We start from the raw sequence: 23,736 nt of genomic DNA, 5'->3' as shown, positions 1-23,736 counted from the left end.
AATATTTATAGGTATATCTACAAACACTAGTTGTTACAAGCTTTTAATACAAACTTTTCAGTATTTACTGAATAAACGAACAATTTTTGTCGTTAAATTAAACAAACAGGTGTTTTTAGATTAATTGATGTGGAATATATAGAACAGAAACAAAAATGCCAACCTAAAGGTTGGCATTTTTAAATAAAGCCTTATTTACTATCGTAAATTTCGATTCCTTTGGAGACTGTTTTAGTCCCACCAGCCTGAGTAGTAAACTCAAATGTTATTGAAAGTACCCCATCAAATTTATCATTACCATCCGCTTCACGAGAAATACGAACATCTGAATACATTGGTTTATCCGTATTCGTACTTGGAATGATAGCGTTATTTTCGATAATAGATAAGTCGCCATTTGTAGATGATATTGACACTGTTGTACCTGCAGGTAACGGATTGCCAAACTCATCTGTATAGTGAATACGAATAGTAATACCAGCTAAACCAACTTCTAATTGTTCAGGATCAGTTTCATCAGGGTCAGTTTCATCATACGCAGGATTATCAGCAAGCACATTTGATAGATCAACTGCTGATATATCACAACGTTCAGATACATCGGATGGCTCAAGTACTGCTACAACTGAAACAGAGCAATCTGCAGGAACATAAACAGGGTACGGCGCATCAAGAATATCCGTTGTTTTCAGCACAGAAAAACGAACATATGGATTATCTCCAGACATAACCAATTCAATTTTTTTACGCACTTCAATTAACTCACGAGAACACTCACCTGCATTTTCAGCGGCTTCGCTACATAATAAACCATTATATTTACCATCAGCAAAGTCATAAATACCGTCATTATCTAGGTCTCGCCATGTTTCATTATGACCACCTCGTGAAATTAACTCAGAACATTCATCCGTAGACGGGTCATAATTTGAAGCATCTGCATCACTACAGTTTGCTTTATCAAAGGCAGCATTTTCATTGTGATCTATAAATGCTTCAGGTAAATCGTAACTAGTATAATATTCACCAATATCAAACAAGCCATTGGTACGTTTAACATCATCAGTGGTTTGCTCATCTACAAAGTTTTCTTGCCCTTTAGTAACAGCGAGAATACTTACACGCCCTCCCATAACAACACCATCAGCACTATTTTTAGCGCGTGTGATACCATTTATACAAGGAGCTGCAATACCAAAATATGGGTCACAATTTATAATACCTGTTTTTGGATTAATACCTTCAGTAGTTGTTACGTCCCCATCAATATCGCCAATTCGGTTACCCCATTTGTAATCATAAAATGGACGGTCTCCCTGAGAGCGCCAGGTTACAACACAGGTAGCATCGTCAGTTTTACACGTAACTTCATTGCTAGATGAGCCAATGACACCCGCTTCAGCTAAAATAGTTGCTTCTACACCGTCACCGTTATAATTATTAAATTGGTCACCAAAATATACCGTAATATCATTTAAAACACCGTTATAATTAAGTGAGTTAGTATTAAACGTATTTGGGCTTGCATCAAAACTGTTTTGGTCTGTTACGCCCGAAGCCAGTGTTAATTGAGCCGATACAGAACTTATCTGCTCGCTCAATGGTACTAAAGTAAGTGTTCCGTCTGGACAAATTTCATTGTTAGGTTCTGATGCACACAGTTCTACATCATCAACCCAACATGTTAAGTCATCACCTTCAGGTAAGTTATTAACATCTTCTTTAGAAATAAAACACGCTTTTACAACTAATGGACCAGGCACTATGCCAGATTCAACCGTTGTTTGAACAAAGCCTTCATTATTTGTATCACTTGTTCTAAGTGACAGTTTAGCTGCGCCCACTGAATCTGTTAACTTAAAATCTATACGTTGTTGCGTGGATGCAAGGCCATCTGCATCTATTAGCTTAAATCTAACGATCGATTGAGTCGGGGCGCCGCCTTCACCTGGTGGTAATGCAATAAATGTCTCACTCACATCAACAAACTGTATTGATTGTACCGCTGATGTTTCCACAGGAATAATCGAAGTAGCAGTAAAGTTTTTACCACCTGTCTCAACCGTGATATTAATGTCATCGTCAATACTACAACCTGTAGCTCGGTATGTTGATGTTGCGATACCACTTGATGATTTTACTGATGCATCAATTACTGAGTCGCCACTAATTACACAAGTTGAGCTGAATTCAACATCCGTTGGAGTTAAGTATAAATTACCGTCTTCATCTAAAAGTGTTACTTCAATAACGGTACTACCACCTGCTTTTAAAGGAATAACATTTCCTGAAGTATCTTTATTAAGCCCGTTATCAACCTCTAGGGTTAAATCAGCAATACCTACAGCAAAATTAGTTGAATTAGTTTCACCTACAGACGTTACAGTCACAGTACCTGCGCCACCAGTATTTCCAGGCTGTAATTTTAGTAAAGCAATACCAAAGTTATCGGTAAGAGCTGTCCCAGATGAAGGAAGAACAGAACCTAAATTTGTTGAAATATTAACAAGCGAATTTTTACTACCTTCACCACTTTGCTCATCAATGACTTCAACAAATAATTCACCTAGTTCTGATGAAGAGATAGTATTAGCTACCGTACAACCCGATGATGCTTGTGTAGGGTCAAGTTTTACACTTGAACGATTATCGTCCCAGCCTGCATTACAACCGGTTAAAAGCTTTACTGATATAGAGAATTGTGCCAAATCAACTGGTGCAGAATCACCTGATGAATAAAATACAGCCGTATTACTCACTTCTGTTGAGTTCGTAGGATTATAAGTTGCAACCACTTGACCTGCGCCTTTGAAACTACCACTAGAGAGGGTTACTTTTGCCTCACCCGCTGAGTTTGTAATTGCAGTTCCTAAGTCTGGCGTTATTTTACCTGTGAAGTTTGTAGTAAAAGTAACAAGCTGCTCGCTAAGTGCAACTCCATCATTTTTTAAAATTGCTGTTACCGTGCCTAAATTGTCAGTTGTAACCGGGTTTGTATCTGAATACTTAGCACCATTTTCATCTACAATATTTACTGTTAGAGTTGTTGACCCACTAACACCAGTATCATCACCCTGCCCACCGCTTGACTGAAAAGCAAAAGTACTTGTATAAGATTCACCATCGACCGTATAAGTAGCGGTTACTTCTCCAGCACCGGCTTGAGCACCTGCTGTAAGCTCAACAGTTGCAATGCCATCGTTCTGGGTTAATGCACTCGATGGAGACAGTTCACCAATATCGTCTTCTAATGTAAACGTGATGCGCTTACCAGCAACAATTTCGCCATCTTGAGTAAGAATTGCGCGTAAATCTAAAGAGGAGGTAGCTGTGACAGAATTTGACTCTGTTGCGTCTGTTTGAGAATACCCCTTTAATGAAACCGAGTATGTAGCAGCCTCTGTAGTGGAATCACCATCACTAATAGAGCCGTCTTTTTCAAGTGACCCACCGCCACCACAGGCTGTGAGTAAAAAACTTAGCAATGAAATGCCGAGCAGTCGCATTAAAGGCATGAACCTCTCCCTAGCGTTGTTATTATAATCAAAATTAATTTTCACTTAATATTAACCTATAACTTAGTCTAAAATCTCAGTTTTTTATTACTTTTTTGCGCAAAATAATTTTAAATAAATACTAATTTTTTCTGTAGTAAATATTTCCTTGCTGGTAGTCTATGGCAAATTTATAAAATGTAGATCAGGGAATATGTCAAAAATCCGTTCAATGAGTTTAACCACTCGCATCATGATTGGTATGGCGCTTGGGGTTGCAGTAGGTTTTATATTTCAGGCTATATTAGCTGGTGAAGACGATTATCTAATACCACTTGGGTTATTCTCTTTGCCAATTAAAGCCTTTTTTGTTGATGGTATTTTCCATGTTGGTGGCCAAATATTTATTGCCAGCTTAAAAATGTTAGTTGTGCCTCTTGTTTTTGTATCGCTTGTTTGTGGTACCTGTAGCTTAAGTGACCCTAAAAAACTAGGCCGCCTAGGTGGTAAATCTATTGGTTTATATTTATTAACTACGGCTATTGCTATAACGGTAGCTATTACACTTGCCTTATTATTTAGCCCTGGTGAAGGTATAAGCTTGCCATCTAATGCAACTTATGATGCTAAAGAAGCGCCTACCCTTGCACGTGTAATTATAGATATGTTTCCTACTAACCCATTTGAAGCAATGGCCAAAGGTAATATGCTTCAAGTTATTGTGTTTGCACTATTATTTGGTGTAGCAATGGCATTAAGTGGTAAAACAGGCAAACGCGTAGCAAGTGTTTTTGAAGATTTAAACACAGTAATCTTAAAACTAGTTACGCTGTTAATGAACATTGCACCTTATGGCGTGTTCTTTTTAATGGCAAAACTATTTACAACAATTGAGCTTAACTTAATTGTTAGCCTAGCCAAATACTTTGGCGTTGTAGTGCTTGCACTGTTATTACATGCTTTTGTAAACTACACATTGCTTTTAAAAATATTAACGGGCTTAAACCCGCTTATTTTCTTAGCAAAAATGAAGCACACATGCTTATTTGCATTTAGTACCTCGAGCTCAAGCGCAACTATGCCTATTACACTTGAAACTGCTACTAAAAAACTAGGTGCTAATAACTCGGTTGCCTCATTTACTATCCCACTGGGTGCTACCATTAACATGGATGGCACTGCTATTATGCAAGGTGTGGCTACCGTATTCATTGCACAAGTGTTTAGTGTCGATTTAACAATTTCTGATTATCTAATGGTTATATTAACAGCAACACTTGCCTCTGTAGGTACAGCAGGCGTACCTGGTGTTGGTTTAATTATGCTGGCCATGGTACTTAACCAAGTTGGCTTACCTGTAGAAGGGATTGCAATTATTATCGGTGTAGACCGCTTGCTAGATATGACACGTACAGCAGTTAATGTAACCGGTGATTGTATGGTTACCTGTGTTGTGGCTAAATCGGAAGGGGAACTTGATGAGAGCATCTTTAACGACCCTAATGCAGCTAAAGACTTAGAAGATTATCATAAATCTATTGACTCTTAAGCTACATTTATACAGCTATAAAAAAACCTTGATGCAATACATCAAGGTTTTTTTTCGAGTAAAAATAATTAAACTAAATCGTAAGAAAGATTCTAATCTAAGGATTTAGGGATTTAAATTTAGAGAGTAAGTTTATTCCCACTTTATTTACACCACTACTCAGGCCAAGAGCTAGCTTATCGCTTAATCCCTTTTTAATTTTGTATTTAATCTTATAAATTTGGCGCTCATGTTGCTGCTCCAGCAATGCATCATCACTTGTCTTTATAACATCTACCAAACCTTTATCAATCGCTTGCGTTGCAAACCAATGCTCGCCTGTCGCAACTAAGTTTATATCTAAGCTTGGGCGCTGAGTGCTTACAAACGTTTTAAATAAATTATGTGTTTGTTCAATTTCTTCACGAAACTTTTCACGGGCCTTATCTGTGTTTTCACCAAATAAAGTAAGCGTACGCTTAAACTCACCTGCAGTTATTTGCTCAAATTCAACATCATTTTTCTTTAATATTTTATTAAAGTTTGGTATTTGAGCTATCACACCAATAGATCCAACTATGGCAAAAGGGGCTGCCAGTATCTCATCGGCTACACACGCCATCATGTAACCACCGCTCGCTGCTACTTTATCAATTGCAACACTCAAAGGAATACCGGCATTTTTAATACGCTGTAGCTGAGATGCAGCAAGTCCGTAGCCATGCACTACTCCGCCGCCACTTTCTAAACGAATAAGTACTTTGTCTTTACTTGGGTTAGCAATAGAGATAATGGCTGTTATTTCTTCTCGTAAGCTTTCTACTTCGTGAGCGTCCATACTACCTACAAAGTCAATTACATATAAACGAGGTTTAGGCTCATCTTTATCTGCTTTTTTACTTTGCGATTTAAGCTGTTTTTGGTGCGTTTTAAACTCTTTTTTACCCAGCGTATTTTGTAGAAAACTTTCTTTAAGATCGACTAATTGCTCTGATATGTCGTCAATTTGTATTTCACCTTTTTTGGCTTTAGGCTTAACTGCAGCGCCAACTATTAGCATTAGAATAACTGCTATAGCGATAACAAAAGTAATTGTTTTAGCAAAAAACAAACCGTATTCGTATAAAAATTCCAACTGGTTTCTCCATTTATAAATTTCAGCTAATTTAGCATGCTTTAAAGCAAAAAAAAGCCACTTTTCAGTGGCTTTTAAAGGTTAATTATTTTACTGGTTATTAATCAGTCACAACCTCAGGGTTGGAAACTAATAACATTCGACCGCGAGCAGCTAAGTAAGTAGCTACTTGCAACTGCATTTCTGTATTAGCGGCAGCACTGTCTTCAACAGTTGCAGCTTGTGCAGCATCTTGAGCTGGCGTTAATATAGAACCATGATGCCCTTTAGTAAATTTAACTAAGTAGCTTGTTGGTGTTTCACTCAATGCTTGCGAAGTACTTACTGCTTCAAGACCCATCAAGTTAGCTAATGGGATTGTGCCAGAAATAGGATTATTAGCTGCCATTGGTGGTATCACTTGGTCTGGCTTGTTATCAACACCATCGCCCACAACAACATTAGTATAAACAGGAGTGCCTAATGCTTTCACAGTGGCTGCGTAATTAGTTGGATCGCCACTATCAAGTGCTGTTTGCGCCGCAAATGCAAATTGAGTAAACACTCCTTGAATATTAGTAAGCTTACTTGTTTCACCAGCTGTAGTTAACGAAGCTACATACTCGTTATAACCACAGGTTAAATATGCTTCCATATCTGGCAATACTGCACCACAGTTAGACACTGCATCAACTTGTAAATACGCGTTAAACTCATCAGCTTCTGTTGTACCTGCTTGTGAAAGTACTGAACCTTGAATAAATGGACCAAATGCAGCTGATTCTAGTAAGAAGCTAGCTATACCGCCGCCGCCGCTTGCAAGTGCTACTGTGTTTACATTAAATAATGGATCAACGGTTGGCGCTAATGGGTTATTAGCTTGTGCAATAAATGCAGGGGCTACAATAGAGCCTAATGAATGACCAATGTAAGTTACATCTTGCGCATTAATCGTTGCATCATTAATAAAGTTTAGACCTAAACGTAAACCTAATAAATCAGCCGCTGATTGACGTAAGCTATCACGCGCAACAAGTAATGAACTTAAATTCATGTAACTAAGCACAGAACCCGTTGTTGCATTAAAATCGTCTGTTCCATCACCATCAACATCTATTCCACGCTCACCATGTCTTGGATGGTCAATAGCAACTGTTGCAAAGCCTTGAATAGAAAGCTGCGCCGTTAAAGCAAGCATACTTTCTTTTTGTGTTGTAATACCGTGTTGCATAATAACAACTGGCCATCCGCTATCAGGCATTGCGATAGGATCTAATTGTAACTGCGCACGTACACCATTAATTATTGGTAAAATAGGCTTAGTAACTTGCACTGGCACATTTGCCATGCTTTGTACTTTTGGAATGGAATTATATTTTGTTAAATGACGTGTGCTATCTAGTCCTAAGTCACGTAATTGCCCGTCACTTAATGCAGAACATAAACCATCATTTTCACTAATAGGATCTGTCGGAAATGCATCACCAGCAACGGCCTTGTAACCGATTATTGCCACCGCGTTATCACACATACCTTGCCAATATGTATCACTTAAATCACTAATATCAGTACCCGTTGGTGTACCTAAATACATCGGTAGCATAATGCTACCTTTTTGATATTGCACACCAGAGAAAGCAGCAGACACTTCTACACCCTGAGAAGCAAATACCTGTTGTACATTTACCATCGGTTGTTCAGGAACTTGAAGCGCAGGCGTTGGCATCGCAGGCTGTTGCAAACTTGCAGCTAGCAATTTTTTAATTGTCCCAAGTACTGGCCCCGCAGACTGAATAGTCATTGCGCTAGAAAAAATAATATCTTCTTTTGTTATATTTCCTGAACTTACAACTACATTTTCGTAACTGTTAACAGCGCCCTGCAAACCAAGTTGGGCTTCTGTAATTAATGGCGCTTCTTGCTTAACCAGCCCATAAGTAGAAGAAGGCTCAATAGAACGTCCTAATGAATCTTTAAGACCAGTCGTTAGTACATTGATGTATGAGCTACCTGCCGTAAATGGTTTTAAAGGAATAATTGCAACGGCATCACCAGAAGCTTGAGTAACAAAATCAACACCAAAAGTAAGCTCACCGACCAATTTACAAGCTGTACCGGCAGCAACAACTGAACATTCTGCGTCAGTTAAACTTGCACCCATTACTACTTCAAAAATGCGAACTGTACCTGGTGTCCCAGCAGACGTTTCATCTAAGCTAACATTTGGCGGAAATGTTAAATCGATTTTATAAGGAACCTGCGAAGACCAACCATCAAGTGCACCTAATGCAAGCTGAGGGTCAGCATAAGCTGCTCGAGAAATAGACACATTGTCGTCATCTAATTCTCCAGGAATATTAAGTGTACCGTCTTGGGTTCCACTCATTAATAAATCATTAGGTACCGATAAGATACCTGCAGCAGGGTCAAATGTAACCGTTGCTGTTGGAATAACGGTTGCTGTGTCGTTCTTAACATCTTCTAACGTTTCTCCACCGCCACAACCTGCCAAGGCAGCTGTAACAGAGAGTGAAAGTAGCATTTTTTTCATATTGTTGGCTCCGCACATATTTTATTTTTATAGTGTGTTTAATCAGTGTATTAAGTTAAAACAATGTAATCAGGTTATTAATGAGACATTAGACCAGTTAAACTTAACGTAAAGTTTCTATTTTCGCCACCTAATTTTACAATAAATTCGATTACTTCACGTTTCGCTATGTTAAAATCAAAAAAAATAGATGAATGGGTACTTTTATGCACACATATCAAGCGGCTGAAAACGCACTTAAAGATAAAATTATTTTAATAACAGGCGCCGGTGATGGTATTGGCCGAGTAGCAGCAATTACGTATGCAAAATACGGCGCTACAGTTATCTTATTAGGAAAAACAACTAATAAACTTGAATGTGTTTACGATGAAATTGTTAATGCAGGTTACCCTAAACCTGCAATTGTGCCCATGGACTTAAAAGGTGCAACTAAACAAAACTATCGTGACCTTGCTGCAACAATAGAATATCAATTTGGCCGCCTTGATGGCTTGCTCAATAATGCAGGTATTTTAGGGTCACTTGGTCCACTTGAACATTTTTGCTCATCTACGTTCGAAAACATAATGAAAGTAAACGTGACCGCGCAAGCGATGATCACTAAAGCGCTTTTTCCTGTTCTTCGTAAGTCTGATAATGCATCGATAGTATTTACGTCATCAGGTGTAGGCCGCAAAGGCCGTGAGTTTTGGGGGCCATACGCCATCTCAAAATTTGCAGTAGAAGGCATGATGCAAACATGGGCATGTGAAGTAGGCAAAACGAATATTCGTATAAACTGTATTAATCCAGGCGCTACTCGCACTTCTATGCGCGCTGCTGCATACCCAGGAGAAGATAGAGACGCGCTTGCTACACCAGAAGATTTAATGCCAACCTACTTATACTTGATGAGCGATGATTCTAGTAAAGTGAATGGCGAATCGTTAGATGCTCAAGTAAAAAAGTAATTTAGAGTTTAAAAAATTTAAACAACTGTCCCGTCCTAAAATACGTTGACGGTTTTAAATGAAGGCCAGTAGCTTTTGCTCCTGGTCTTTTTTATGCACTTGGTTTGGTGTTTTCATTCCTAAACTTAAATGCGGCCTCAATTCATTGTATATCAATATCGATTCATCGACGAGCTGCTTTAGCTCTTCTAGGTTTTGGCATTTATAGAGTAAGAATTCCTGCTTCAATATGCCGTTAATACGCTCCGCCAGTGCATTCTGATAGCAGTCATAGCCATCGGTCATTGATGGAATAATGCCATTTTCATTAAGCTTTACTTGATATACCCGCGAGCAATACTGCAACCCTCTATCTGAATGATGAATCGTACTACATTGATACTGACGATTATTGATGGTCATATCTAATGCCTTAACCACATCTGTCGCCTTCATTTCATCACTGAGTTCATATCCCATAATTTTTCGACTATACGCATCAGTTACTAGCGATAGATAGTGAACACCTTGCGCTGATTGAACGTAGGTTATATCACTTACAAATACCTCTTCTGGCTTCGATGGCTGCCTATCTTTAAGTAAGTTAGGATGCTTTTTCATCCAATGTTTACTAAACGTAGTTTTTGTATAACTACGCTTAGGCTTAACCAATAAATGTTCATTTTTCAGGTAACTAAAGAAAGTGTCTCGACCTAAACTTATGCCTTGCTCTATGAACTTGGGTTTAAGTAGAAAGTATAATTTTCTTCCGCCTAAACGCGGCATAAAGCGCCGTATTTCCAATACCATCGCTTTAACTGGTGCGAGTTCAATCGCACGCAATTTAGCTCTGCTCTCTCGTTGATATATCGCTTGTCTCGTTATACCAAGCAGCTTGCAAGCACGTTCTAAGCTAACTATTTTTTGCTTTTGAAGGCTTCTTGCTCCTTGGCAATATACTTTTTTCGAAGGCTTGTCCCATGCTCCGCATCAAGAATATTAACCACTTCATTGAGTAACAGGTTACGTAAATGCTCATCTTCAAGCTCTCGTTCGAGGCGTTTGATTTTTTGAGCGGGACTTTCTTTGGCTTTAGGTGATGTAGGCATAGTTATCTTAGGTGATTGAGTCCAATCCATCTTACCGTGTTTTCTTAACCAAGTAAGCACGGTTGAACGACCTTGTATGCCATAAATTTTTTGGGCTTGTTTATAAGTCATATCGCCTTTTTCTACAGCGTGAACAACTTGTAATTTAAAGCCTAATGAATAATCTCGTTGTGTTCGTTTGAGCGGTGTATTATTTGACTTGGTCATAATAAATCCTAAATGTGTAAACACATTTCAGGACGAGACAAACACATTAAAAAAGCCGCAATTAGCGGCTTTTTTGTGTTCAATAAATAACTAATTTATTATTTACGTTTAGTAGGCTTAACACGTTGATTGTGTTTTTTAACTGCTTTGCGGATCTGGTTGATTTTAGCGCGTTTATCTTTGCGTTTTTCAGGCATAACAGAAAGCTTAGTTTGTGTCTCGCGCCCTAATTTAACGGTTTTGCGTAAGTAGTTTACTGTTTCTAAATCATACTCCATCCAACCACCTTGTGGCACGCGCTTATCAAGCTCTAGTTTACCGTAACGAATACGAATAAGACGAGATACTTCCGCATCTTGAGACTGCCATAAACGACGTACTTCACGGTTACGTCCTTCATTTAACGTTACGTTAAACCAGCGGTTAACGCCTTCGCCACCCATAGGGGTTACAGTCGTGAATTTGGCTGGACCATCTTCAAGCTCAACACCACGTAGTAAGTTTTTAACCGTTTCATTGGTTACTTCACCAAATACACGCGCAGAGTATTCACGCTCTACTTCATAGCTTGGGTGCATCAAGCGGTTAGCTAATTCACCATCATTAGTAAAAAGCATCAAACCCGAAGTATTAACGTCTAATCGGCCAACGGCAATCCAACGCTCACCATCAATACGAGGAAGTCGGTCAAATACTGTACGACGCCCTTCAGGATCTTTACGTGTGCTTAACTCACCTTCGGGTTTGTTATACATAATCACACGACAGATTCTATCTGCTTTTTCTTCAATCTTTACAGTGTGCCCGTCTACACGAATTAAATCAGTTTCTTCAACACGGTCACCTAACTTTGCCACTTTACCGTTTACACTAACGCGGTTTGCATCAATGTATTTTTCCATTTCACGGCGTGAGCCTACGCCTGCACGGGCTAAGACTTTTTGTAACTTTTCACCTTGTATAATACTCATTCGGATGGTTCTCTCACAGAAGGATCGCTCAATAACTGGTTAATTTTACTTTGCTGCTCTGTTGGCAGCGCAGGTAAGTTTTCAAGTCCAGTTAACGAAAAATAATCTAAAAATTGTTTAGTAGTTGCATATAAAGCCGGCTTACCCGGAACCTCTTTATGCCCTACCACTTTAACCCACTCTCTTTCGAGTAGGGTTTTAATAATATTCGAACCCGTAGTAACACCCCTTACTTGCTCAATTTCACCGCGCGTAATGGGCTGCCTATATGCAATAAGTGATAATGTTTCCAGTAAAGCACGCGAGTATTTTGGTGCGCGTTCTTGCCACAAGTTATTTAACCAAGGGCTTAAACTACTACATGCCTGAAACCGATACCCACTACCAACTTCAACTAAGCGAATACCACGAGTTTGAAAATGTTCTTGTATTGTATCTATTGCGTCGTTTATTCGCGCCATAGAAATAGCTAAATCTATTAATACAGTATCTTTAAGGTGGCGTTTACTCACAGGCTTATCTGCAACAAAAATAGCTGCTTCAATGATCTCAACTAGTTGTTCATCACTAATTCGCCGACCCGCCATACACACTCTTAACAAATAAAAATACACAGCCATCTATTATGACAGAACAACGCCAAACTAGGAAAATATATCTACTAAATAACTAGATTTTAAACACAAAAAAGCCAGTGATTATCACTGGCTTCTAATTTACTCTTTAAAACAACAAATATTAGCTGTGTTTAATGGCTTCTAATGCATCATCTTCAGCTACTGCGTTACCGTATTTTTTAATGTAACCCATAAACTCGCTTTTGCTAATGCGCTTATCTTGGTTTTTATCCATGTAACCAAAGTGATTTGAAATATCATCATCGTTACCTTCAACTACCGAGATATATCCATTACTGTCGTTATCTAAGCTTGAAAAGCTACTTTCAATTTTATCAAATTTAGCGATTTCAGCTTTAAATGCCGACTCACTTACTTCAGAATCAGTGGCTACTTTACCATTGTTTAACTTCATGTAAGTGTTGAATTCTTTGCGGCTAATTTCATTATCCATATTGGTATCAATATTTGAAAAATGGCCCCAAATGCTATCGTCATCAGCTTCAACTTTTGAGATGTAGCCATCGCTGTCATTATCTAAACTTGCAAAGTCACTGTCTATTCTTTCAAGACCTTGATTAGATGAACAAGCCGCTAGGCTTAATGATGCTAAAATAGTGGCTGCTAATGTTAACTTTTTCATAAGACGTATCCTTCGTAATTAATTAAATGTCACTTTAACTAATACAAATCCAATGCCAATAATAGTTAACTTATAAGAATCAACAACTTAATCTTGATTGGTGCATTTATTGAACAGTTTCAATAAGTTAAGCTTGCAAGCTTTGCAAACAACCTTGTAATTTTTGCAAAAAAATACCCGGTAAAAAACCAGGTATCTCAATTTTAGTTATATAGTTCAGCTAATAATTAGATTGCTGCGTTTTGGTAGCGTTTAACAAACTCAGTAACGTTTTGACCATTACATTTTAATGAGTTTAAGTTACCAATTTTTTGACGAACAGGTGCTAAACCTTGTTTTAAAGCCGTCATACATAATTGAGTTTCTTGTTGAGCGTCTTTTGCAAATACTTCTACTTTCTCAACTGATGCGTTGCTTAATGTCGTTTTTTTAGCAATATCGCGAATATCTTCACCATTACATAAAATGCTTTTAGAAAAACGAGATAAGTAAACGCCGTGCTGAGCAGCTTCTTTACGAGCAACACTAAAGCCTTCGTTTGCGCTTAGTACACATAACTTAGATTCAATTTTATTATCTTGACTGAAGTAAGTATTGCTTTGTGCTGAAGCAGTTGCAGATGCTAATAAAGCAGTAGCTAAAAGTAGTTGAGTTTTCATGAGAGATCCTATTTGAACGAGCTAAACAAGTGAATTTCGCGCATTATATATTCAATAAAGTTAAGTTCAATTGAATTTTTTATTTATTTAAAAAATTAATGCTGCATTTACAATGTTTAAACTTTACCCACCAATTGATCAACATTTGCGCAGCTATTTTCTCATTTCAGTCATGTTATGTACGCGTATTTACTGATACAATTTAAGCTATTAAATAGAACCAATTTCAAGGTAAATTTTATGAAAGTGATTTCTTTCAATATCAATGGTCTGCGTGCTCGTCTTCATCAATTACAAGCAATTATCGACAAACATCAACCAGACGTTATTGGCTTGCAAGAGATTAAAGTTCATGACGAAGCATTCCCACTAGAAGATGTACAAAAAATGGGATATCACGTCTACTTTCATGGCCAAAAAGCCCATTATGGCGTAGCTATGTTATGCAAAAAAGAGCCTAAATCGGTCTTAAAAGGCTTTGCTACCGATACAGAGGAATCGCAAAAACGCATGATAAGCGTCACTGTTGAACAAGATAACGGTCGCGACCTTACAGTCATGAATGGCTATTTCCCACAAGGTGATAATATTAATCACGAAACTAAATTCCCTTATAAACGACAATTTTATAAAGATTTAATGACACACCTTGAAACCAACCACACACCCGATCAAGACGTCATTGTTATGGGCGATATAAACATATCACCTACTGACTTAGATATTGGTATTGGCGACGTAAATGCAAAGCGTTGGTTAAAAACGGGTAAATGTTCTTTTCAACCGGTAGAGCGTGAATGGCTTGCAACATTACTTAATTGGGGCTTTAAAGACACCTTTAGAGAACAAAACCCAGAAACAGACGACCAATATTCGTGGTTTGACTATCGCTCTAAAGGGTTTGTAGATAACCGAGGACTTCGAATAGATGTAGTACTTGCGACTAATGAGCTCGCAGCACGCTGTATAGATACTGGTATTGATTACGAACTGCGCGGTATTGAAAAACCCTCAGATCATGCCCCTATATGGTCAACATTTAAGTAATTACTATGCTCAGCATAACAATACAAGGGCTACTTTGGGCCCTTGTAATTATTATTGCCCTACTAAGCTTTGATAAAAAAACATACAAAACATTGCTTAATACGCCAGCCCGTCAAACTGGAGTTTTTGCGTGTGCGTTAGTGTTTGCAGTGCTTTGGCGAATAAAGGCAGGAATTTTAACGGGCCTTGATTTACACATACTAGGTGTTACCGCCGCTACATTAATTTTAGGCTGGCGATTAACGATTTTAAGTAGCCTACTTGCCACAGCCCTACTAGCTGTATTTGGTCAAATTGAACTTGAACTGTTACCAGTACAACTGCTTATTAGTGCGTTTATTCCTATTTTACTAAGCTACCTTGGCTTTATAATTAGTTACCAGTATTTACCTCGTCATTTTTTTGTTTATATATTTGTTTGTGCGTTTATAACTGCAGGGTTTATAGCCTGTATAAAAATAAGCCTAGGTGCCCTATTTTACTTAGCTATAGGGCAATACAATTGGCAAGAACTTGCAGATAACTACGTTTATTTAAGTGCCATAATTTGGTTTCCTGAAGCAATGCTCAACGGCATGGCTATAACAATTATGATCACCTATCGCCCGCATTGGGTAAAAACTTTTTACGATAAGGACTACCTAGACTCATGAGTCTACAATATCAATGCCCGCTATGTAACCTCGCACTTTTGAAAGCTGATTCAACACTTCGTTGTGCTAATAACCACAGCTTTGATTTTGCCAAAGAAGGGTATGTTAATTTACTTCCAGTACAACAAAAAAATTCAAAACAACCGGGTGACTCCCTTGAAATGGTACAAGCTAGACGCGCATTTTTAGAGCGTGGATACTACCGCTTTTTACAACAAAATCTTAGCGATTTAGTCGGTCGAATAAGTGCGAATACGGTTATAGATTTAGGATGCGGTGAAGGGTTTTATACCCAAGCAATAGCAAGTAAAACAGACGCAGTTGTATACGGTGTCGATATTTCAAAATCTGCCGTGAAATATGCTTCAAAGCGCTACCCTAATTGCCATTTTAGTGTTGCATCAATTAGCCAAGCGCCTTTTAAAAGTCAATTTGCTGATGTACTTATTAGCGTATTTGCACCTTTGTTTGAGGAAGAGATTGAACGTCTTGCTAATAAAAACGCAACATTAGTGGTAGCAAGCCCAGGCCCTTATCATTTAAAAGAGCTAAAATCGTATATATATTCAGAAGTAAACGAACATACTGAAATAGCCACGCCAAAAGGGTTTCAAAAATCAGAACAGGCTCTTTTAACAGAGCATGTAGCGCTTAGCTTTACTGATATTAAAAACTTAATAATGATGACGCCATTTGCATGGAAATTTAGACCCGAGCACTGGACAGCACTCGAAGAAAAGGGTGAACACAATGTCACCTTATCATTTTATATTACTCAGTTTACCAAAATAGATGATGGTATAACCCGCTAAAACTGCTCTTTAGTAAATGCTCTATCCATTTTTTCAAACATATCTTTAAGTAAGTTAGCAAGCTCCATATAACGGGGCTTGTTCTCACTTAACTGCGTTTGATATCCATTAGCCGCCATTTTAGTGTACAGCTCGTTGTACCATTTTTGCATTGCAGGATCTAAAGGCGTTTGCGCTCGTTTACCTAACCAAAATAAACCTTGTAAAGGTAGCGATATAAAAAATAATGCACTCGCAATAGCTTGCGGTAAAAAATCAGATCCTAAGTAATTAAGCTGAAAAAACAACGTTAACATGGCCAAGATTGGCATTACTGTAATGGCAAGCTCAGTCGCTCTAATCACTCTAAACTCTAAAAACAAAGGCGCAAGCTCTTTACGCATTGGCCATTTTTTACCATACAAACGGCCTGTTTGTAGTTGTGACATCACACTTTTTTGCATCATGACTCCTCACAGATACTGCTTTTAAATACAATAGAAAACGAGCTATACCCAAAGTGTAACACAAAATGAGGGAGTTACACTTTCTCAGTAAAAGAGCTTAAATTTCCCCTTTAATGGCGAACAATCCTAACTTAAACATCATAAATAAGGTAAAATATTTAACATTGAGTTAACCACTTTGCAGTTGAACATTTAATTGTTTTAGCTTTATTTAATACCGTAAGTGTAACTATCACGTATTAACGTTCACTTACTAAATTTGTTTATGGAAATTGAATCTATGCCAACAACCTCCCCTGAATCCCAACATGTTTTAGTTTTAAACTGTGGTAGCTCTAGTTTAAAGTTTGCCATTATTGATGCAAACGACGGTCACGAAATTATATCAGGCCTTGCTGAACGCTTGGGCGCCAAAGCCCCCTCCATTAAATACAAATTTAATGGAACTAAGACGGTTATCGACTTAGCGGCTAATCAAGCACATGCTGAGGCTATAAATACGCTTGTAAGCTTAATAAAGGATCATAACCTTGATGAGCACCTTATTGCTGTTGGGCACCGTGTTGTTCATGGCGGAGAGCATTTCACAAAGTCAGTCTTAATTGATGAAGACGTAATTAACGGTATTACTAAAGCGTCTTCTTTAGCGCCGCTACATGGTCATGCGAACTTGTTAGGTATTTCATCTGCACAAGCTTCATTTATAGGTTTACCGCAAGTAGCAGTATTTGACACAGCATTTCATCAAACTATGGATGAAGTTGCCTACCTTTATGCCCTACCCTATAAGCTTTATACAGACTACGGTGTAAGACGCTATGGTATGCATGGCACAAGTCATTACTATGTAGCAGGACAAACAGCTAAATTATTAAATCAGCCTATAGAGAAGAGTAATTTCATTAGTGCGCATTTAGGTAATGGCTGCTCTGTTACTGCAATAAAAAATGGTAAAAGTGTTGATACTAGTATGGGTTTAACGCCATTGGCAGGTATTGTTATGGGTACTCGCAGTGGAGATATTGACCCCGGTTTATTTAATTTTTTAACTACACAGCTTAGTTACAACGCTCAGCAAATAGATAATTTATTAAACCAAGAAAGCGGCCTACTAGGTATTAGCGAACTCTCTAACGATTGTCGAACGATTGAAGAAGCCGCTATTGCCGGACATAAACAAGCACGTTTAGCGCTGGATATTTTTTGCTACCGACTAGGCAAACAAATTGCAGCCTACATGGTACCATTACAACGTTTAGATGCACTTATATTTACTGGCGGCATTGGCGAAAACTCCGATATCATACGTGAAAATGTCATTAATCAATTAGCTTTTTTAGGGTTCAGTTGTGACCAGAAGAGCAATCTTGATGCACGTTTTGGTAATCAAGGTATTATTAGTTCAGCCAATACTTCACCCAAAGTGGTAGTAATGCCGACCAACGAAGAGTGGGTTATTGCACTTGATGCCGCTAACATCGTAAAGGAGCTTTAATATGGCACGTCGTATTATGTTAATTCCTGTGTCTACCGGTGTGGGTTTAACGTCGGTATCAGTTGGTTTAGTTCGCGCTCTTGAGCAAAAAACAGTTAAAGTTAACTTTTTTAAACCCATCGCTCAGCCTCGTTCAGGCGAAACTGGTCCTGAAAAATCAACACAAATAGTCACTCAAGGTTCACCTATTAACCCACCCACCCCTTTTGCTCTTGATTATGCTGAGCAAATGATTGGCGACGGTAAAGGTGATGATCTACTAGAGGAAATTGTTGAACGCTTTGAAAGTAAAATAAACGACGATGAAGTAGCTATTATTGAAGGTATGGTGCCTACTCGTCGCCAACCTTATGCTGGGCGTGTAAACCGCGAAATTGCGCAAACACTCGGCGCTGAAATTGTATTTGTACTTACCCCTGGTAATTACACCATTACTCAAATAGAAGACCGTCTAGAAATTGCAGCAGGTAATTACGGTGGAATCGATCATCCTCGTGTACTGGGCTGTATTTTTAATAAAGTAAATGCGCCACTTGATGAAGAGGGCCGTGCACGCGCCGATTTAGTCGACGCTTACAAACCCGAAGAGCTTGAAAACGAGTTAAATCGTTTAGCGTCTTTACCTATTTTTAAAAAGAATCCGTTTATGTTGCTTGGCGCAATCCCGTGGGATTTTGACTTAGTAGCGCCACGCGTAAAAGACTTAAGCGCGTATTTGAAAGCAACAATAATTAACGAAGGCGATATGCTTCATCGTCGCCTGCGTCGTATCACTTTTTGTGCTCGTACGGTTTCTAATATTTTAAATTATTTTACGCCAGGGGCTTTATTAGTAACACCGGGCGATCGCTCAGACATACTTGTTGCTGCGTGTTTATCTGCTATGAACGGCACTAAACTTGGCGCTATATTACTCACCGGTGGCTTTGAGCCAGAGCCACGCATTATGGCTTTGTGTGAACAAGCCATGCAAACCGGTTTACCAATACTCGCAACCGATGCCGACACATGGCGCACATCACTATTACTGCATAACTTTAATATGGAAGTACCAAATGATGATGACCAACGCATTGAAAAAGTAAAAGATCACAATGCAGAGCATATCAATTCAAGCTGGCTCGATACTCTAGCTCAAAGTGTAGGCAAAACGCGTAAGTTATCACCACCTGCATTTCGTTATTTATTAACCGATAAAGCACGTAAAGCAGATAAAACCGTAGTATTACCAGAAGGGAATGAACCTCGTACAATTAAAGCGGCTGCTATTTGTGGTCAACGTGGCATTGCTAAAACTATATTGCTTGGCGATCGCGAAGAAATAATGCGTATTGCACAGCAGCAAGGTATTGAGCTAAACGAACATGTAAGTATCATCGAGCCAAAAAGTATTATAAATGATTATATTGCGCCTATGGTCGAAATTCGTAAAAGCAAAGGCCTAACTGCCGTTGTAGCACAAGAGCAACTACAAGATAACGTCGTACTTGGCACAATGATGCTTGAGCAAGGTAAAGTAGATGGTTTAGTATCGGGCGCGGTAAATACCACTGCCAATACAATTCGCCCGCCCCTGCAGCTAATTAAAACAGCGCCAGGATCATCACTGGTATCTTCCGTATTTTTTATGCTGCTACCTGATCAAGTGTTAGTTTACGGTGACTGTGCAATTAACCCCGACCCTAATGCTGAACAACTTGCTGACATAGCGATTCAATCTGCCGACTCTGCAGCTGCATTTGGCATAGAGCCACGTGTAGCCATGATAAGCTACAGCACGGGTACGTCAGGTACGGGTGCCGATGTTGAAAAGGTACGTGAAGCCACAAAAATAGCAAAGCAAAAACGTCCTGATTTAATTATCGACGGCCCACTACAATACGATGCCGCTATAATGGAAAATGTAGCACTTAAAAAAGCACCTAACAGCCCTGTAGCTGGTAAAGCGACTGTATTTATATTCCCAGATTTAAATACAGGTAATACAACATATAAAGCAGTACAACGCAGTGCCGACTTAATAAGTATCGGCCCTATGCTTCAAGGTATGCGCAAACCCGTAAACGACTTGAGCCGTGGTGCATTGGTCGATGATATTGTGTATACAATCGCTTTAACTGCAATTCAGGCAGCCCAAGCAGAAGCGCTAATAGCACATTAAACACAACGTGTGCTTTTTATAGCCTAGCTATTATTTATTTAATAATTAAGTAGTTAGGCTATTTATACCCTGCAACCCCCATACTTATCCACAGAAATTGTGGGTAAGTTTTTAATCTCTATTAAAACCCACTTCCAAATGCTCATTTTAGTCACGCTTACACCTTTAACTTAAAGGCAATAATCTATACTATAAAGCTATCAATAATGCTGTATCGCAGGCGTTTAATGTCAAAACAAACATTACAATTACACAGCACGGTTTTATCTATTCACAGTTTAGATGTTGACGCCGATATACCTGCGGCGCTACTCAAGCTTCCTTTATTTTTTATATCTAAAACCCAGGATGAACTATCTATTGTTTGCCCTAGTAGCTTTGAAATAGAGAGTTTAGATACCGAATCTGATTGGCAAGCACTTGAGGTGGTTGGCCCACTTGGTTTTTCGCTGACCGGAATAATGGCTAATATATCGGGTGTATTAGCACGCGCTAAAATTTCTATTTTTTCAATCTCAACCTACGATACCGATTATATTTTAGTAAAAAAGCAAACGGCCTCACTAGCACTTAACGCCTTAAAAAAAGATGGTTACAACGTGGTGGCCCAATAGCATATGAAAGCACAAACAATTGAATATCTAGCACTCAATAAAACGCCCCGCAGTGCCATCCTTATTACAAGCCCATTTACAGGTAAAGTAATACCGCTTCAAGAACACCCCGAACCTATTTTTAGGTTTGGTATTCTCGGTCCTGGTATTACTGTAAAGCTCAGTAGCCACAAAATTTTAGCGCCGTTTGATGGCACGTTATTACAAGTAAAAAACGCAGGTACTGAGTTTATTTTACAGGCTAAAAATGGTTTAAAAGTTTTAATCAACTTAACTATTACCGGTTCGCAATCAATTACACATACTCATATTGCACAATTAAATGGTAGTGAAATAAGTAAAGGCCAGCGCCTCGCTTATTTTGATTTACGCGAACTAGAAACGCCTATGCTGGCCAGTTTAATCTTACTTAACGGCCATAATCTCGGCACATTTCATTACTCACATTCGCATGTAAATGCGGATGTAGATACCTTATTAACTATTATTAAGAAGAACTAAATTTATGATCACTCTATACGGTATTAGCAATTGCGACACGATAAAAAAAGCAAAAAAATACTTAGCCGACAACAACATCGAATTTACGTTTCATGATTACCGCAAAGATGGCGTAAATGAGCAAATGGTAAGTGATTTTGCAGATAAACTCGATTGGGAACAGCTTGTTAATAAACGTGGCACAACTTATCGCGCATTAACTGATGAGCAAAAACAGAGTTTGACTAAAGAAAGTGCTATCCCATTGTTAGTTGAACAACCTGCCATGATCAAACGCCCAGTACTTATTAACAATGGCAGTTACCATTTAGGTTTTAAAGCAGCTCAATACGATGAGATATTTAAATCATGAAAGATGATGTAATTGCACTTGCCCAAGCACTAATACAACGTGAGTCAGTAACGCCCGAGGATGCTGGCTGCCAACAGATGATGAACGACCGCCTTGCTGCGGTTGGTTTTAATATAGAGTCATTATTTTTTACCGACACATTAAATACATGGGCTCGAAAAGGCACACAATCACCGCATTTTTGTTTTGCAGGCCACACTGATGTTGTGCCAACAGGCCCAGAGAAAAATTGGCAACACCCGCCGTTTTCAGGATTAATAAAAGACGGTTTATTACATGGGCGCGGCGCTGCCGATATGAAAGGCTCGTTAGCTGCAATGCTTGTTGCAACCGAGCGGTTTGTTACTAAGCACCCAGATCATAAAGGCTCAATTTCTTTTTTAATCACCTCTGACGAAGAAGGCCCGTTTATAAACGGGACTACCCGTGTAATTGATACGCTAGAGGCGCGCGGTGAAAAAATTGATATGTGCCTAGTAGGCGAGCCTTCATCACGAGATGTATTAGGTGATGTTGTTAAAAATGGCCGCAGAGGTTCACTTACCGCTTTTTTAACCGTTAAGGGTGTACAAGGGCATGTCGCCTATCCACATTTAGCACAAAACCCAATTCACCTAGCAACCCCTGCCCTTACAGAGCTTAGCAAAACGGTGTGGGATAACGGAAATGAATACTTCCCTGCTACCAGCTTTCAAATTTCAAATATTAATGGCGGCACAGGTGCAGGTAATGTGATCCCGGGTGAGCTAGAAGTACAGTTTAACTTTAGATTTAGCACGCAAGTAACACATGAGCAATTACAACAACGTGTAAATGACATACTGCAAAAGCATAACTTAAATTATGAATTAAGCTGGATAGTAAATGGCTTGCCTTTTATTACCGAGCACGGTCCACTTGTTGATGCCACAGTAAAAGCGATTAAATCAGTAACCGGTTTAACCACAAACCTAGAAACTACCGGCGGCACATCAGATGGTCGCTTTATTGCACAAACAGGTGCTAAAGTAATTGAACTTGGCCCACGTAACGAAACTATTCATAAAGTAGATGAATGCGTAAGTACCGATGATTTAATAGCCCTTACCGACATTTACGAGCAAATACTAGAGCAACTTTTAGCATAATGGATGTAACTAAACCAACATCGATAATGTGTATCACAGGGCAAAGTGATACACATTTAACTGACATACAAAATCATCGCTTGCACAGCGCTATTATTAGCGACTTTTTAGCGCTGCAAAGTGCAGCTCAAAAAGCGGGATTTGATCTTACTATTGCCTCAAGTTTTCGCGACTTTGAACGCCAATCAATTATTTGGAATAATAAGTTTTTAGGTATTCGACCTGTTTATAATAAACAGCAAAAGGTTGTAAATTTAACTAAATTAAATGATGTAGATAAATGCATAGCAATAATGCTCTACTCTGCACTACCTGGCGCAAGCAGACACCATTTAGGGACTGACTTAGATGTGTTTGATAAAGCTGCGGTGAGTGATGATTATAAGCTACAGCTAACACCTGATGAATACCTGCAAGGTGGGCCGTTTGCACCTTTAAGTAATTGGCTTGATACTAACTTAGTTAAATTTGGTTTTTATCGCCCTTACCAGCATGATTTAGGTGGCGTAGCACCTGAGCTTTGGCATATAAGCCATATTAAGCAATCACAATTATTAGTGAATAAACTTAGCGAGCAAGTACTTTTTGAATGCATAAAAAACAGTGAACTACAGGGTAAGCAGGCAATACTTGATAACTTACCTGCTATTTATAAACGCTTTGTAACAAACGTAAGCCCACACCTAAAAGAAGGTTAGGTTTT

At 38.7% G+C, this 23,736-nt stretch carries 21 protein-coding genes; 12 read left to right on the top strand and 9 right to left on the bottom strand.

Annotation, left to right across the window (positions count from 1 at the left end; all coding sequences use genetic code 11):
* Window positions 1-191 precede the first annotated feature (191 nt).
* Complete coding sequence (locus AC5NT5_RS07475; protein ID WP_494513144.1) at window positions 192-3,515, bottom strand: hypothetical protein; 3,324 nt, start codon at window positions 3,513-3,515, stop codon at window positions 192-194.
* A 193-nt stretch (window positions 3,516-3,708) separates the two neighbouring features.
* Here AC5NT5_RS07475 and AC5NT5_RS07470 point away from each other — a divergent pair, with 193 nt between their 5' ends.
* Window positions 3,709-5,043 carry a dicarboxylate/amino acid:cation symporter gene (locus AC5NT5_RS07470; protein ID WP_024606768.1) on the top strand — a complete coding sequence of 445 codons (1,335 nt, stop codon included), beginning with the start codon at window positions 3,709-3,711 and terminating at the stop codon, window positions 5,041-5,043.
* Between the two features lie 97 nt (window positions 5,044-5,140).
* Here the strand turns inward: AC5NT5_RS07470 and sohB are convergent, their stop codons facing one another.
* Both sohB and AC5NT5_RS07460 read right to left on the bottom strand, forming a co-directional pair.
* Complete coding sequence (sohB, locus tag AC5NT5_RS07465) at window positions 5,141-6,157, bottom strand: protease SohB (protein WP_494513145.1); 1,017 nt, start codon at window positions 6,155-6,157, stop codon at window positions 5,141-5,143.
* 100 nt (window positions 6,158-6,257) lie between these two features.
* Window positions 6,258-8,687, bottom strand: coding sequence for a VolA/Pla-1 family phospholipase (locus AC5NT5_RS07460; protein WP_494513146.1), 2,430 nt, complete (start codon window positions 8,685-8,687; stop codon window positions 6,258-6,260).
* Between the two features lie 206 nt (window positions 8,688-8,893).
* Between AC5NT5_RS07460 and AC5NT5_RS07455 the strand changes: the two genes are divergently transcribed.
* A complete protein-coding gene (locus tag AC5NT5_RS07455) occupies window positions 8,894-9,640 on the top strand; it encodes a YciK family oxidoreductase (RefSeq protein ID WP_002959717.1) in 747 nt (248 codons plus the stop codon).
* Window positions 9,641-9,694: 54 nt separating this feature from the next.
* Here the strand turns inward: AC5NT5_RS07455 and AC5NT5_RS07450 are convergent.
* From AC5NT5_RS07450 to AC5NT5_RS07430, 5 genes are all read right to left on the bottom strand, one after another.
* A protein-coding gene (locus tag AC5NT5_RS07450) for an IS3 family transposase (protein ID WP_494513147.1) occupies window positions 9,695-10,935 on the bottom strand; the annotation gives its coding sequence in 2 pieces (ribosomal slippage) (window positions 9,695-10,578 and window positions 10,578-10,935; 1,242 coding nt in all).
* A gap of 98 nt (window positions 10,936-11,033) precedes the next feature.
* Window positions 11,034-11,906 (bottom strand): 23S rRNA pseudouridine(2605) synthase RluB, encoded by an 873-nt coding sequence (rluB, locus tag AC5NT5_RS07445; RefSeq protein ID WP_024595359.1) that lies wholly within the window; start codon window positions 11,904-11,906, stop codon window positions 11,034-11,036.
* Window positions 11,903-12,493, bottom strand: coding sequence for an SMC-Scp complex subunit ScpB (gene scpB, locus AC5NT5_RS07440; protein WP_002959713.1), 591 nt, complete (start codon window positions 12,491-12,493; stop codon window positions 11,903-11,905). The genes rluB and scpB overlap by 4 nt, the downstream gene beginning before the upstream one ends.
* A 151-nt stretch (window positions 12,494-12,644) precedes the next feature.
* A complete protein-coding gene (locus AC5NT5_RS07435) occupies window positions 12,645-13,166 on the bottom strand; it encodes an EF-hand domain-containing protein (protein WP_002959711.1) in 522 nt (173 codons plus the stop codon).
* A 227-nt stretch (window positions 13,167-13,393) separates the two neighbouring features.
* Complete coding sequence (locus AC5NT5_RS07430; RefSeq protein WP_007582577.1) at window positions 13,394-13,825, bottom strand: hypothetical protein; 432 nt, start codon at window positions 13,823-13,825, stop codon at window positions 13,394-13,396.
* Between the two features lie 240 nt (window positions 13,826-14,065).
* Between AC5NT5_RS07430 and xthA the strand changes: the two genes are divergently transcribed.
* The 3 genes from xthA to AC5NT5_RS07415 are packed head-to-tail and all read left to right on the top strand — an operon-like array spanning window position 14,066 to window position 16,337.
* A complete protein-coding gene (xthA, locus tag AC5NT5_RS07425; protein ID WP_494513148.1) occupies window positions 14,066-14,872 on the top strand; it encodes an exodeoxyribonuclease III in 807 nt (268 codons plus the stop codon).
* Between the two features lie 5 nt (window positions 14,873-14,877).
* On the top strand, window positions 14,878-15,525 hold the full coding sequence (locus tag AC5NT5_RS07420; protein WP_494513149.1) for an energy-coupling factor ABC transporter permease: 648 nt from the start codon (window positions 14,878-14,880) through the stop codon (window positions 15,523-15,525).
* Window positions 15,522-16,337, top strand: coding sequence for a putative RNA methyltransferase (locus tag AC5NT5_RS07415; RefSeq protein ID WP_494513150.1), 816 nt, complete (start codon window positions 15,522-15,524; stop codon window positions 16,335-16,337). The genes AC5NT5_RS07420 and AC5NT5_RS07415 overlap by 4 nt, the downstream gene beginning before the upstream one ends.
* On the opposite strand, the gene yfbV is transcribed toward AC5NT5_RS07415, so the two are convergent.
* The gene (gene yfbV / locus AC5NT5_RS07410; protein ID WP_024596543.1) at window positions 16,334-16,780 is read right to left on the bottom strand and encodes a terminus macrodomain insulation protein YfbV; all 447 of its coding nucleotides are present in this window, start codon (window positions 16,778-16,780) and stop codon (window positions 16,334-16,336) included. The two genes, AC5NT5_RS07415 and yfbV, sit on opposite strands and share 4 nt — an antisense overlap.
* A gap of 283 nt (window positions 16,781-17,063) precedes the next feature.
* On the opposite strand from yfbV, the gene AC5NT5_RS07405 reads away from it, so the two are divergent.
* The 7 genes from AC5NT5_RS07405 to AC5NT5_RS07375 all read left to right on the top strand — a co-directional run bounded on the left by AC5NT5_RS07405 (window position 17,064) and on the right by AC5NT5_RS07375 (window position 23,731).
* Window positions 17,064-18,278, top strand: coding sequence for an acetate kinase (locus AC5NT5_RS07405; RefSeq protein WP_188160855.1), 1,215 nt, complete (start codon window positions 17,064-17,066; stop codon window positions 18,276-18,278).
* Window position 18,279: 1 nt separating this feature from the next.
* On the top strand, window positions 18,280-20,439 hold the full coding sequence (gene pta / locus AC5NT5_RS07400; protein ID WP_002959697.1) for a phosphate acetyltransferase: 2,160 nt from the start codon (window positions 18,280-18,282) through the stop codon (window positions 20,437-20,439).
* A gap of 227 nt (window positions 20,440-20,666) precedes the next feature.
* Window positions 20,667-21,053, top strand: coding sequence for an ACT domain-containing protein (locus AC5NT5_RS07395; RefSeq protein WP_002959696.1), 387 nt, complete (start codon window positions 20,667-20,669; stop codon window positions 21,051-21,053).
* Between the two features lie 3 nt (window positions 21,054-21,056).
* Window positions 21,057-21,554, top strand: a complete 498-nt coding sequence (locus AC5NT5_RS07390) for a PTS glucose transporter subunit IIA (RefSeq protein WP_002959694.1) — start codon at window positions 21,057-21,059, stop codon at window positions 21,552-21,554.
* A gap of 4 nt (window positions 21,555-21,558) precedes the next feature.
* On the top strand, window positions 21,559-21,906 hold the full coding sequence (locus AC5NT5_RS07385) for an ArsC family reductase (RefSeq protein ID WP_002959693.1): 348 nt from the start codon (window positions 21,559-21,561) through the stop codon (window positions 21,904-21,906).
* The gene (gene dapE / locus AC5NT5_RS07380) at window positions 21,903-23,033 is read left to right on the top strand and encodes a succinyl-diaminopimelate desuccinylase (RefSeq protein WP_188160857.1); all 1,131 of its coding nucleotides are present in this window, start codon (window positions 21,903-21,905) and stop codon (window positions 23,031-23,033) included. Before AC5NT5_RS07385 ends, dapE begins: the two co-directional genes overlap by 4 nt.
* Window positions 23,033-23,731: a M15 family metallopeptidase gene (locus tag AC5NT5_RS07375; RefSeq protein WP_024595106.1), complete on the top strand. Its 699-nt coding sequence runs from the start codon at window positions 23,033-23,035 to the stop codon at window positions 23,729-23,731. Before dapE ends, AC5NT5_RS07375 begins: the two co-directional genes overlap by 1 nt.
* Window positions 23,732-23,736 lie beyond the last annotated feature (5 nt).

It is taken from the genome of Pseudoalteromonas sp. J2K-J599, from assembly GCF_059295115.2.
The sequence above is the reverse complement of the archived record's forward strand: the minus strand, read 5'-3'. Positions and strand labels throughout refer to the sequence as shown.